The 13,308-nt window shown below is 38.3% G+C and carries 14 protein-coding genes; 3 read left to right on the top strand and 11 right to left on the bottom strand.

The window, feature by feature from the left end; all coding sequences use genetic code 11:
* Positions 1 to 24: 24 nt before the first annotated feature.
* Together cydB and ACXVWP_RS02815 are read right to left on the bottom strand one after the other, a co-directional pair.
* On the bottom strand, positions 25 to 1,164 hold the full coding sequence (gene cydB / locus ACXVWP_RS02820) for a cytochrome d ubiquinol oxidase subunit II (protein WP_289901343.1): 1,140 nt from the start codon (positions 1,162 to 1,164) through the stop codon (positions 25 to 27).
* 14 nt (positions 1,165 to 1,178) lie between these two features.
* The gene (locus ACXVWP_RS02815; RefSeq protein ID WP_289901344.1) at positions 1,179 to 2,744 is read right to left on the bottom strand and encodes a cytochrome ubiquinol oxidase subunit I; all 1,566 of its coding nucleotides are present in this window, start codon (positions 2,742 to 2,744) and stop codon (positions 1,179 to 1,181) included.
* A gap of 441 nt (positions 2,745 to 3,185) precedes the next feature.
* On the opposite strand from ACXVWP_RS02815, the gene ACXVWP_RS02810 reads away from it, so the two are divergent.
* Positions 3,186 to 3,497, top strand: a complete 312-nt coding sequence (locus tag ACXVWP_RS02810) for a DUF5339 domain-containing protein (RefSeq protein ID WP_289901345.1) — start codon at positions 3,186 to 3,188, stop codon at positions 3,495 to 3,497.
* 55 nt (positions 3,498 to 3,552) lie between these two features.
* On the opposite strand, the gene ruvB is transcribed toward ACXVWP_RS02810, so the two are convergent.
* The 9 genes from ruvB to aspS form a co-directional block, all read right to left on the bottom strand.
* Positions 3,553 to 4,560 (bottom strand): Holliday junction branch migration DNA helicase RuvB, encoded by a 1,008-nt coding sequence (gene ruvB, locus ACXVWP_RS02805; RefSeq protein WP_289901346.1) that lies wholly within the window; start codon positions 4,558 to 4,560, stop codon positions 3,553 to 3,555.
* 13 nt (positions 4,561 to 4,573) lie between these two features.
* A complete protein-coding gene (ruvA, locus tag ACXVWP_RS02800) occupies positions 4,574 to 5,185 on the bottom strand; it encodes a Holliday junction branch migration protein RuvA (protein WP_128788032.1) in 612 nt (203 codons plus the stop codon).
* A gap of 58 nt (positions 5,186 to 5,243) precedes the next feature.
* Positions 5,244 to 5,816, bottom strand: a complete 573-nt coding sequence (gene ruvC, locus ACXVWP_RS02795; RefSeq protein WP_128787639.1) for a crossover junction endodeoxyribonuclease RuvC — start codon at positions 5,814 to 5,816, stop codon at positions 5,244 to 5,246.
* Between the two features lie 50 nt (positions 5,817 to 5,866).
* The gene (locus ACXVWP_RS02790) at positions 5,867 to 6,301 is read right to left on the bottom strand and encodes a hypothetical protein (RefSeq protein ID WP_289901347.1); all 435 of its coding nucleotides are present in this window, start codon (positions 6,299 to 6,301) and stop codon (positions 5,867 to 5,869) included.
* A gap of 17 nt (positions 6,302 to 6,318) precedes the next feature.
* Entirely contained in the window at positions 6,319 to 7,059 is a 741-nt protein-coding gene (locus tag ACXVWP_RS02785; RefSeq protein ID WP_005697071.1) for a YebC/PmpR family DNA-binding transcriptional regulator, read from the bottom strand.
* Positions 7,060 to 7,095: 36 nt separating this feature from the next.
* A complete protein-coding gene (nudB, locus tag ACXVWP_RS02780) occupies positions 7,096 to 7,566 on the bottom strand; it encodes a dihydroneopterin triphosphate diphosphatase (RefSeq protein WP_289901348.1) in 471 nt (156 codons plus the stop codon).
* Between the two features lie 101 nt (positions 7,567 to 7,667).
* Positions 7,668 to 8,936 (bottom strand): NRAMP family divalent metal transporter, encoded by a 1,269-nt coding sequence (locus ACXVWP_RS02775; RefSeq protein ID WP_297569595.1) that lies wholly within the window; start codon positions 8,934 to 8,936, stop codon positions 7,668 to 7,670.
* Between the two features lie 317 nt (positions 8,937 to 9,253).
* Positions 9,254 to 10,063, bottom strand: a complete 810-nt coding sequence (locus tag ACXVWP_RS02770; protein WP_289901350.1) for a DUF6602 domain-containing protein — start codon at positions 10,061 to 10,063, stop codon at positions 9,254 to 9,256.
* A gap of 63 nt (positions 10,064 to 10,126) precedes the next feature.
* A complete protein-coding gene (gene aspS / locus ACXVWP_RS02765; RefSeq protein ID WP_297569555.1) occupies positions 10,127 to 11,893 on the bottom strand; it encodes an aspartate--tRNA ligase in 1,767 nt (588 codons plus the stop codon).
* A 184-nt stretch (positions 11,894 to 12,077) separates the two neighbouring features.
* Between aspS and cmoA the strand changes: the two genes are divergently transcribed.
* On the top strand, positions 12,078 to 12,803 hold the full coding sequence (gene cmoA / locus ACXVWP_RS02760) for a carboxy-S-adenosyl-L-methionine synthase CmoA (protein ID WP_289901352.1): 726 nt from the start codon (positions 12,078 to 12,080) through the stop codon (positions 12,801 to 12,803).
* Positions 12,804 to 12,898: 95 nt separating this feature from the next.
* A complete protein-coding gene (gene gloA, locus ACXVWP_RS02755) occupies positions 12,899 to 13,306 on the top strand; it encodes a lactoylglutathione lyase (RefSeq protein ID WP_289901353.1) in 408 nt (135 codons plus the stop codon).
* Positions 13,307 to 13,308: the final 2 nt, after the last annotated feature.

The raw sequence follows: 13,308 nt of genomic DNA, 5'->3' as shown, positions 1-13,308 counted from the left end.
TTACATATAACATATTGTTTCTCCTTAGTATAATGAGTTTTTGTTGTCTTCAACAAAGTTTTCATCCAAGCGACCAAACATTTTGTAGTATGACCAAATGGTATAAAGCAATGAGATGGTAACAAATACTAATGCCAAGTAGAACATTAAGGTTAATGTTAATTCACTTGACGTTGCATCCCACATTAACAAACTTTGTTCAGGGTGAGTACTTGAAGGCATTACAAATGGGAACATTGATACTGCCGCAGTAATAATTACACCCGCCATTGTTAATACAGAGAAGAAGAACGCAAAACCACAACGATTTGCTTTAGATGCAACCACATTCAATAATGCACCAACCACAGCTAATACAGGGAATGCCCATAAAGCTGGATTTTCATTGAAGTTTCTAAACCATGCTCCAACTTCAACAACTACCTCTTTACCAGAGGTCGGCGCAGATGCAGCAAAGTGATCAATAGTGCTCGTCACCACATAACCATCTTTGAAAGAAAGCCATAACCCTGCCAATACAAAAGTAATTAATGTGACTAATGCACCGATTTGTGTAATTGCTCTTGCACGATCACGCAATGCTGAAGTGGTTTTCATTTGTAACCAGTTCGCACCGTGAGTGACTAACATTGCAAGACTTAACACACCACAAAGTAATGCGAATGGGTTTAATAATGCAAAGAAAGAACCCGTATAAGTTGCTTGGGAAAGCTCATTTAATTCAAATGGTACACCCTGTAATAAATTACCAAATGCCACACCGAATACTAATGCAGGTACAAAACCGCCCGCAAATAAGCCCCAATCCCACACAGCACGCCATGTTGGATTATCAATTTTTGCACGATATTCAAAACCAATTGGACGGAAGAATAACGCGGCTAATACAAGGAATAAGGCAATATAGAAGCCTGAAAACGCTACAGAATAAACAATCGGCCATGCCGCGAAGATTGCACCACCAGCAGTTAATAACCAAACTTGGTTACCATCCCAGTGTGGAGCAATAGAGTTAATCATAATACGTCTTTCTACTTCTTTCTTACCTGCTACGGGTAAAAGTGCGGTCACGCCCATATCGAATCCATCTGTTACAGAGAAACCGATAAGCAATACAACAACTAGCACCCACCAAATAATACGTAGAATTTCATAATCAAGCATAATCCATCTCCTGCTTATTTAGATGATTGCTCAAAATAGTATTTGCCGGTTTTCAATGCACTTGGACCTAAACGTGCATATTTAAACATCAAATACATTTCCGCAATAATGAAGAAGAAGTAAAGTACACAAATTAAACCGATAGAGAACCATAAGTCACCTACACTCAAGTTAGAGGCAGACACACCCACCGGTAATACTTCATAAATCGCCCATGGTTGACGACCAAATTCAGCTAAGAACCAACCAAATTCAATCGCTAAGAATGGCAATGGAATACTCCAAAGCAATGCTTTAAGTAATAAGCGAGAAGAAGTCACTTTGTTACGTAAATTCTGAACAAATGCACTAAAGGTCAGTAAAATAATTAAACCACCTGCGGCTAACATACCACGGAATGCCCAGAAGTTAGGACCTACGTTTGGAATAGTATCACGTGCTGCTTGTTTAATTTGTTCATCCGTTGCATCAACAACTTTATCTGTGTAACGTTTTAATAATAAACCGAAACCTAAATCACCTTTGACTTCATCAAATTTTGCTTTAGTTTCTGGATTTACTTGACCTGCTGATTTTTTCTCTGCTTTTAATTGCGTGAATAAATCATAAGCAACCATACCGTTACGAACACGACCTTCATTTTTCGCTTGAATGTCTTTCAAACCAACAATTTCAGTGTCTAAAGAACGCGTTGCAATTAAACCACCCAAGTAAGGGATTTCAATCGCAAAATCATTTTTCATTTCAGCGGTATTTGGAATTGCAACTGGATGGAATGGTGCTGGTGCTGCATGAGTGTCAAACTCAGCTTCCATTGCAGCCAATTTCACAGGTTGTGCTTTACCGATGTCATAACCTGATTCATCACCCATAATTAATACCGCTGATGCAGCGATAAAACCAAAAGTTGCCGCTACAGAGAATGAACGCTTAGCGAAACCGATATCGCGACCTTTTAATAAATAGAATGCACTGATACCTAATACAAACATTGCACCGGTTGTATAACCTGCTGTTAATGTATGTAAAAATTTACTTTGCGCAACCGGATTTAACCAAAGATCTAAGAAGCTGGTCATTTCCATACGAACGGTTTCAAAGTTAAATTCTGCCGCTACCGGATGTTGCATCCAACCATTCGCGACTAGAATCCACATCGCAGAAAGGTTTGAACCAAAGGCTACGCAGTAAGTTGCGAGTAAGTGTTTACCTTTAGTTAAACGATCCCAACCGAAGAAGAATAAACCCACGAAAGTGGACTCTAAGAAGAACGCAAGTAATGCTTCGATCGCTAATGGCGCACCGAAAATATCACCTACATAGTGAGAATAATAAGACCAGTTTGTCCCGAATTGGAACTCCATGATAATACCGGTCGTTACCCCTAGAGCAAAGTTAATACCAAATAACTTACCCCAGAATTTAGTCATATCTTTATATACTTCTTTGCCCGTTTTAACATAAATGGTTTCCATGATCACAAGAACGAAAGATAAACCTAATGTTAATGGTACAAAAATGAAGTGATATAACGCAGTTAATGCAAACTGCAAGCGTGAGAGATCAACAACGTCTAACATCTCAACTCCTTGTATAAACCTACAAGATTTTCACTTTATGATTACCAAGGATAACCTAAAATAACCACCCCTAAAGACTCAACACAATGCGTCAAGCAAGCTTGAACTATTTACACGATAATCGCCCTTTTGTTTAGAAAAAGAGCTTTACCTAATTATAATGTAAACACTCAGAACTGGCGTCTATTCTACTACTATTTATAAGGATAAAAAATAGCAAAAATTGTTAGTTTGATCACATTTTTGATATAAATTACAAAATACCCCATTATATGTAAAGCAATCAAAATTGATCTATATAGAATATGATGTCTTTTTACCCATCTCAGCAGTTGTATTTAATTAGAAAACCCAACTTATCTAAGAAATGCTAGACAATATTGTAAAATTTTGGTATTTTCCCAAAAAGCACTCTGTAAAAGTCTTTTGTTAGGATTAACAATGAAAAAAATTTATAAAATATTGACCGCTCTTTTGGGTTCTATTGCATTATCTGCTACTGCAGCACCTATAGCAGAAAGTAAAGCTGTATTTCCACAGCAATGTTTACAGTTATTTAAAGAAACAGAAAATTTGATTGCTCAAGCAGAAAAACAGCCTGGCACTCATACTCAAGTCGGTAAAATCAAAAGTAAACTTAATCAAAGCAAACAGCAAATTCTTGAAATGGAATTAGCGACTCAACAAAAAAGCTGCGATGTGGGTTTAGCAAGATTAAATAGCATGAAGAACTATACTGAAGAAACTAACTAAGCAGGTTTCAAAAAGAAAGGACATATTGATATCAATATGTCCTTTTTTATCTGTCTTATTCTGACGGCTTCTGAAGCCCGAAGTGTCGATAAGTTAACGAAGTAGCAATCCGGCCTCGAGGAGTTCGCTGTAAAAATCCTTGTTGAATCAAGTAAGGTTCTAAAACATCCTCGATAGTGTCTCGTTCTTCACCTATTGCTGCTGCCAAGTTATCTACCCCAACTGGTCCACCATCAAAACGTTCAATCACTGCGGTAAGCAATTTTCTATCTAAGTAATCAAAGCCCGCATCATCTACATCTAACATTGAAAGCGCTTGTTTCGCAATGTCTGCCGAAATAATGCCATTATTACGCACATCAGCAAAATCTCGAACGCGACGCAATAAACGGTTTGCAATGCGAGGCGTACCACGTGAACGATGCGCCACTTCAAAAGCGGCTTTATCTTCTAATTCCAGATTTAAGCAAGAGGCACTTCTTGTCACAATAGAAGTTAAATCTTCAACGGAATAAAATTCTAAACGCTGAACAATACCAAAACGATCACGTAGTGGCGAAGTTAAAGAACCCGCTCGAGTTGTTGCACCAATTAATGTGAAAGGTGGCAAGTCTAATTTAATTGAGCGTGCAGCAGGGCCTTCACCGATCATAATATCCAACTGATAATCTTCCATTGCCGGATAAAGCACTTCTTCAATCGCAGGGGAAAGACGGTGAATTTCATCAATAAACAACACATCATGGGGTTCAAGATTGGTCAGCATTGCCGCTAAATCGCCAGCTTTTTCAAGAACTGGACCTGATGTTGTGCGAATATTCACCCCCATTTCATTCGCCACAATATTAGCTAGCGTCGTTTTTCCTAAACCTGGAGGACCAAAGATCAAAAGATGATCTAAGGCATCTTGACGCAATTTTGCCGCCTGAATGAAAATATCCATTTGCTCTCGCACTTGTGGCTGTCCCACATAGTCCGCTAAAAGCTTTGGACGAATCGCACGATCGATGACATCTTCATCCATCTTTGCCTGACTGCTAATAATTCTATCTGCTTCGATCATATCTGTTTAATCTTTATAATGCGGCTTTTAAAGCTTCGCGAATTAATTGCTCACTGCTTAAATCCGCTTTAGCGACTTTTTTCACCATTTTTTCAGCATCGGTTGGTTTATAACCTAATGCAACTAATGCAGCAACCGCTTCATCAGCTGAGCTTTCAGCTTGGCGCAATTCTGAAGTTGAAGGAATATGCTTACTCTCTACAAAGAAATCGCTTTGGCGAACATCTTTAAACTTCCCTTTTAACTCTACCAATAAACGTTCAGCCGTCTTCTTACCCACACCTGGAATTTTAACTAATTTCGATAGTTCTTCTCGTTCAATAGCGTAAGCAAACTGCTCTACTGACATCGCTGATAAAATCGCGAGTGCCAATTTAGGTCCAACACCATTGGTTTTAATTAATTCACGGAATAAAGTGCGGTCAGTTTTTTGGGCGAATCCAAAAAGAAGATGAGCATCTTCACGCACAACAAGATGGGTAAATAAAGTAGTTTCTTGCCCGATTTCAGGTAAGTCATAAAAACTGGTCATCGGTAACAATAATTCGTAACCGACGCCTTGTACATCAAACAAAATTTCAGGAGGTTGTTTTTCTAATAAGATGCCTTTTAAACGACCGATCATACGATTTTCATGTAAAAAAATTTTGCATAGCATAAAATAAAACTGGACATTAATCCAGTTAAATTTTTAATCTAAATCGACCTCGGCTGTACCTTGTTCTTAAAAGTGCGGTCATTTTTTCGTGTGTTTCTGTGGTTTTGACCGAGCTAGCAATATGCAAAGAATGTTGAATGGTGTGGGCATGTGTAATCGCAATAGCTAAAGCATCTGCTGCATCTGCCTGAGGCTTATCTGAGAGCTTCAAAATTCGTGTCACCATATCTTGTACTTGAACTTTATCTGCAGAACCAATCCCTACGACAGTCTGCTTCACCAAACGAGCCGCATATTCAAATACAGGTAAATCATGGTTGACGGCTGCCACAATCGCTGTACCACGTGCTTGCCCCAGTTTTAAAGCTGAATCCGCATTTTTAGCCATAAACACTTGTTCAATAGCAAACATATCAGGCTGAAATTGTGTGATGATTTCTGTCACGCCAGCATAAATTCGTTTTAATCGAGTAGGTAAATCTTCTACCTGTGTGCGGATGGCGCCACTGCCGAGATATTCTAAATGGCGACCATTTTGTCGAATCACACCATAACCCGTTACACGAGAACCAGGATCAATACCTAAAATAATACTCATAAATTCTCAAAAATAAACGGCCGGTCAATGCCGGCCGTTTTTAGCGTTAATTATTGGTTTGCTTTTGCAGTTGCTTTTGCATCTACATCACAGTTTTTCACAACAATTTTGTCTGCTTTTTTACCTTTAATTAAAAGATTTACTGGCACAACAGAATCAAATTTATCTAAAGTTAAACCACTATCTACGTTCCAAACATATTTTCCTGACGTAAATGAAGTGAAGTCTTTTTGAGCTGCATCACGAGCAAAATCTTTCGCGATAACTTTGTTACCCACCATCACCATTGCTGCTGTTGGTTCTTGGTTTTCGAATTGGTAAACTGCAGTTACCGTTTTCTTGTTACAAGTATAAACGACTGTTTTATCCGTTACAGTAGGTGCTGCAGTTTGCTCTGCTTTGTTTTCTACTTTTGGTGCTTCGCTTGCACAAGCTGATAAAACAACAAGCGCGGCCATTGCTGGTAATACTTTAGCAAATTTCATTCTAAATCTCCTTAAAATTACAGTTGAGCTGCAACTTCATCACTAATTTCACCGTTATGATATACGTTTTGTACATCGTCACAGTCTTCTAACATGTCAATTAAACGCAACAATTTAGGCGCAGTTTCAAGATCAAGATCAACTGTTGTTGATGGAATCATTGTCACTTCTGCGTTATCAATTTTAAATCCTGCTGCTTCGATTGCATCGCGCACCGAACCTAAATCTTCCCACGCAGTATAGATTTCAAATGAACCATCATCTTGTGGTTGAACATCATCTGCACCGGCTTCAATTGCCGCCTCCATTAACGCATCTTCTTCACCTTGGCTAATTAAAATCAAGCCTTTTTTGCTGAATAAGTAGCCCACAGAACCTTCTGTCCCTAAGTTACCACCACATTTAGTAAAACTTGGGCGAACCTGTGAGATGGTTCGATTTGCGTTGTCACTTAGACACTCAACCATCACAGCAGTTCCACCCGGACCATAACCTTCATAAATTCTTGTTTCCATATTGGTGTCATCACCACCGCCCACACCGCGCTCAATCGCACGGTTAATGGTATCGCGAGTCATGTTGCTCGATAAGGCTTTATCTACTGCCGCACGTAAACGCGGGTTCGCACTGACATCACCGCCACCAATTTTTGCAGCAGTGACTAATTCACGAATTAATTTTGTAAAAATTTTACCGCGTTGCGCATCTTGTGCGGCTTTACGGTGTTTAATATTTGCCCACTTACTATGGCCTGCCATGTTGTTTTCCTTCTTATCTTAAAAACGTTTTTTAAATTAAATCCTCTTATATAGAGGAAAGCCGTTCATCAAATATTTTTTGATGGCCTCGGCATTATTCGGCGATTTCGTCATTTGGATCGCATGCTCTGGTGAAACCCATTGATACGCCAAATGCTCACTTAATATCGGTTCAAATTCCTGCTCAACTGCCAATAAAAACCAATGTTCATGACAGTGAGTCACATTCGGTGCGTATTTATAGCGGAAATGCGGGAAAATTTCAAATTCTATACTCTCTTTACAATCAAAAAGTGCGGTCGAATTTTCTTCTATTTTTAATTCAACTTCTTCCCAAACTTCTCGAATTGCTGTTTCTCTTGGTGTTTCGTTGGTTTCCAATGTCCCCGTAACGGATTGCCAAAAGGTGGGATCATCTTGGCGCTGAAGCATAAGAACACGATGCGTGCTTTCCGCATAAATTACCACGAGAACCGATTGATTATTTTTATATTTCAAGCTCGTCATCTACATAATTGAGAATGGGCAGCATCATACCTTTTCTACTAAAAACTTTCAAAAAAATTACCGCACTTTAAAACTAAAGCGTGGTAATTATCTCAATTATTTTAGTTTAACCAGCCAGCTTGTTGGGCGATAAACAAGCCTGCAAAGGCTGTTAAGTAGAATAAACCGATAAGGGATAACCACAATAAGCCGCCTTTTACACTATGTTTCGCGTGCTTAGTCAGAGATAAATTCAACCAAGCAAAGATTGGTGCAGAAACAAATGAAGCAATCATCGCGAATTTCAACATTGGGCCTACTGCATTATTAAAGTAGAAAATAATCGCTAAACCAGATAATGCCGCAAAAATCATACCGATATTAAGAATTCTCACAGAGCTTTCCTGTTTACCGAATAAGATACGCAAAGATTCAACATTTGTACGAGAGTAACCATCAATTACTGTAATTGTTGTACCAAACATACACATGAACGCAATGACTGCAATTAATAAGCGAGACCATTCACCGATAGTACTTGCATACATATTGATAAGTTGTGCGATATATTTTCCACCAACCATCTCTACGCTTTCAGGAGAACCATATTGCACCAATGCACCAAGCGCTAAGAATACGACAGCTAAAATTGCTGTACCGATATAACCCACGTTGAAATCAAATAGACCATCTTCATAAGATACTTTCGTTAGACGACGTTTTGCCACCACCCACATAGAGTTAACAGCAGAAATTTCAATTGGTGCAGGCATCCAGCCCATTAAGGCCACTAAAAACGCAAATTTACTTAATTCCCATGGAGAAGGTGCTACAAAATCAGGTGTGGCTACGCCATTAATCCCGTTACGCATAAAAGCAATCACGACAGCGCTCACGGTTGTTACCGTTAAAGCAATCATGATGATTTTCGATAAACTATCTAATAAACGATATTTACCCAACAATAAAATGCCGGTTGTCACAAGAATCACTAATGAGCTTAATACTGGCATTGGTAGAGGAATTGGCGTAATGAAGGTTAAAATTGCGGCTGTTAATAATCCCACTGCAGCGGTATTAATCACTGTGGCAAAAACGTTTAAAGCAAGGAATAACCAAAGGTAGAACTTCCCTTTTTGACGGTAACCTTCTAACAACGTATTACCGGTATCTAGGGTATATTGAACACCGAAACGGAAGAAAGGATATTTAAATAAGTTAGCAAGAATAACAATACTCACTAATTCCCAACCATAGATCGCACCCGCTTGGGTAGATGCAATAATATGCGAACCACCAACAGCTGCTGATGCCATCACGATGCCCGGGCCTAAGGCAGAGAATTTACTCGCCCACGTTGATTTTTCTACTGGAGTTGAAACTTCACTCATAAAATGTTCTCTTATAAATTAATCATAAATCGAAAAAGGTCTTATTTATAATAGAATTTTATCCTTGAGTAAAGTAAATAAAGTTCCATTTAAAGAAGAATAAAAGAGTAAAAATCTAATTATTTTGAAATTTCAGGATATAACTTCAAAACAAATAAAGCTACATCATATTCATACCAAAAAAGTGATGTATTTAAGTGAATAAAATTTTTTCAATAAAAAGAAAGTGCGGTCAAAATCAGTTGAATTTTTGACCGCACTTTATCTTAAAACTCAGTAAGCTCTCTCTTAATAACATAAATGAACTTAAAAATAGATTAATTATTCTTCATTTCATCAAACGATAAGCTATCTTTCAATATGTTTATCCAATATTCATTGTAATCTGGAGCCTTTAAGTGAATTTGACTTAAACATGTATTTAACGTTAAAAACATTATTGGAATAATATCCTTAGAGCATCTAGCTACAGCATAATGACTAAAATTATCACTCATTCCTGCAAGTTCATTATTTGAATTCATCTTACAAATCATGAAGTTTCCCTTATAACTAAATATAAAATCTGGCAATAGTGATTTATCTTTAGAGCGAATAAGCTCATCTAGTATTTCTAATAAAATTTCATCAGAAATACTATCAAATCCAAAGATAACTCCTAAATAAGGGTTACGTTTCTCTAGGGGAAATGAAAAACCTTTCCCTAAGGGTAGTCTATACAAAGGTGTAATATCTGTAGACAATGAATCTTCTCTTGTAAGTATTTTCATTGATTCTATATTACATAAACTTTTTTCAAACTCCTTGGAAGACAAATAAGATTTTACTTCTATTTCTCCATATACAGATTCGCAAGGGAATAGACTTGCATTTTCCCCTTTAAAAAGCACATTTGAATAAACATTATCGTATATGACAATATCAATTTGCTTACTAACTCCACCATCTGATGAAAATATCTGTCCCGAGCCTAGTCCATAACATTCAGGAAGAAAAGATCGTAAATGAGTAGATATAATCTGCTCTCTAGCATTACCTATTTCTACAGGATGAGTAAATAATTGGCTACCTTTAAATTTACTATCTATGCCACTACTAACATTTCTAAGAGCATCTAAAAATTTCATTTTCTCCTCACAAAAATGCGGCCAAAATTGGCCGCACTTATTTTATTCTTAAATATAGGTACACTACTCAGATTTCACCACTGCAATACTCAACTCAGCTAGAGCCTGCGGATTCGCAAAACTTGGTGCTTCTGTCATTAAACAAGCTGCGGCTGTTGTTTTCGGGAATGCAATCACATCACGGATATTTTCAGTGCCCGTTAAAAGCATGGTTAAACGGTCTAAACCGAAAGCTAAACCAGCATGTGGCGGTGTACCGAATTTTAATGCATCCAATAAGAAACCGAATTTTTCGCGTTGTTCTTGTTCATTAATGCCAAGAATACGGAAGACGGTTTGTTGCATTTTCGGATCGAAAATACGGACGGAACCACCACCTACTTCATAGCCGTTGATCACCATATCGTAAGCATTTGCTACCGCATCGGTTGGATTCGCTTCTAATTGTTCTGGCGTAAAATCTTTTGGTGAAGTGAATGGGTGGTGCATTGCGGCAAGATTACCCTCTTCATCACGTTCAAACATTGGGAAATCAATCACCCAAAGCGGTTGCCATTCGTCTAAACGAGTTAAGCCAAGATCACGACCTAATTTCAAACGTAACGCACCCATTGCATCAGTGGTAGTTTGCCATTTGTCTGCGCCGAAGAATAAGATATCGCCAGTTTGAGCTTTCACACGTTCAGCTAACGCTTTCCATACATCTTCATTTAAGAATTTCGCAATCGGGCTTTGTACGCCTTCAAGGCCAGCATTAATGTCATTTACTTTCGCCCAAGCCAAGCCTTTTGCACCGTAAATACCAACAAATTGTGTATATTCATCAATTTGTTTACGAGTGATTTCAGTACCATTTGGTACACGAATGATTGCCACACGGCCGTTTGGATTGTTTGCAGGCTCATTAAATACTTTAAATTCAACATCTTTAACGATATCTGCCACATCGACTAATTCAAGCGGGTTACGCAAATCTGGTTTATCTGAGCCAAAACGAGTCATCGCTTCTTGCCAGGTCATTTGCGGGAATTTACCTAAATCCACACCAATGATGTTTTGCCATAAACCGTGTACCATGCGTTCCATAATCTCACGCACTTCTGGTGCTGTTAAGAAAGAGGTTTCCACATCGATTTGAGTAAATTCAGGTTGACGATCTGCACGTAAGTCTTCATCACGGAAACATTTCACAATTTGATAATAACGATCAAAACCAGACATCATTAAAAGCTGTTTGAAAAGCTGTGGTGATTGTGGCAATGCATAGAATTTGCCTTTATGTACACGACTTGGCACTAAATAGTCACGCGCACCTTCTGGCGTTGCTTTGGTAAGCATTGGGGTTTCAATATCAAGGAAACCATTGTCATCCATAAAACGACGCACAAAACTGGTGATTTTTGCACGGGTTTTCAAACGTTGTGCCATTTCTGGACGACGTAAATCTAAATAACGATATTTTAAACGTTGTTCTTCGGTGTTATTTTGGTTGAAGTCTAATGGTAAAACGTCAGAAGCGTTGTAGATGCGTAATTCTTTCGCTAACACTTCCACTTCGCCTGTCGCCATATTTTTATTAATTTGATTGTCTGGACGCGCGATCACTTCACCTTTAATTTGAATACAAAATTCATTACGTAAGCCTGAAGCTGCGGTTAAGGCTTCTTGATATTTCGGGTCAAAACAAACTTGTACGACACCATCACGATCACGCGTATCAATAAAAATTAAACCACCTAAATCGCGACGACGGTGAACCCAACCGCTTAATGTTACTTCTTGCCCAATATGGTTGCGGTTTAATGCACCGCAATAATGTGTACGCATCATTTCTATATTCCTTTCATTTTTCTAAAAATGGATAATTAACGCGTTGATTATACGGAAAAAGACATGCCTTTTAAATTGAAAAGCGAAATTTATTTGATCCTTTAAAAACTTTCACTAAAATGACCGCAGTTTTTTGCATTTTATCTAAATAAATGCCCTCTCAATACAACAACAGAATTCAATCATGATGAAAGATACAATTTTTGCAGCCCCGATCGAAAAACTGGGCGATTTTACTTTTGATGAAAGCGTGGCGGAAGTTTTCCCCGATATGATTCAACGCTCGATTCCGGGCTACTCCAACATTATCACGGCGATTGGTATGTTGGCTGAGCGTTTTGTGACTGCTGACAGCCAAGTCTATGATTTAGGCTGTTCACGCGGTGCGGCAGCTCTTTCTATGCGACGTAATATTAAACAACCTAATGTGAAAATTATCGGTGTCGATAATTCTTCGCCAATGGTGGAACGCTGCCGTCAGCACGTTGCGGCTTATCATAGTGATATGCCCGTAGAAATTCTTTGTGATGATATTCGTCAAATTGAAATTAAGAACGCCTCAATGGTGGTGCTCAACTTCACGTTGCAATTTTTACCACCAGAAGATCGTGTAGCCTTGCTCACCAAAATCTACCAAGGTTTAAATTCAAACGGCGTGTTGGTGCTCTCTGAAAAATTCCGTTTTGAAGATGAAAAAGTGAATGAGCTACTAATTGACCTACACCACCAATTCAAACGTGCTAACGGTTACAGTGAGCTTGAAGTGAGCCAAAAACGCACCGCACTTGAAAATGTCATGCGTACTGACTCGATTAATATCCACAAAGAGCGGTTAAAAAATATCGGATTTTCACATGTAGAATTGTGGTTCCAATGCTTTAATTTTGGTTCAATGATTGCGGTGAAATAAACCAAATCCTAGAAAGCAAGTTATATCTTGCAATAGAAGCAACCAATTTCTATGCTATAATCGCCCAACACCCAAATAGAAAAGAGGAAAACAAAATGCAAATTTTACACACGATGCTTCGAGTAGGTGATTTAGACCGCTCTATTAAATTTTATCAAGACGTTTTAGGTATGCGTTTACTGCGTACCAGTGAAAATCCTGAGTATAAATATACGCTTGCATTTTTAGGTTACGAAGATGGCGAAAGTGCAGCAGAAATTGAATTAACATACAACTGGGGCGTAGATAAATATGAACAAGGTACAGCATATGGACATGTTGCTATAGGCGTTGATGATATTTATGCTATTTGTGAAGCAGTTCGTGCAAGTGGTGGTAAAGTGACTCGCGAACCAGGCCCAGTTAAGGGTGGTACAACCGTTATTGCCTTTGTTGAAGATCCTGATGGTTATAAAATTGAATTTATCGAAGATAAAAGTTCAAAATCAGGTCTAGGTAATTAATT

Source organism: Haemophilus sp. SZY H56, from assembly GCF_054332415.1.
Note: the sequence above shows the minus strand (reverse complement) of the source record. Positions and strands in the feature narration are given on the sequence as shown.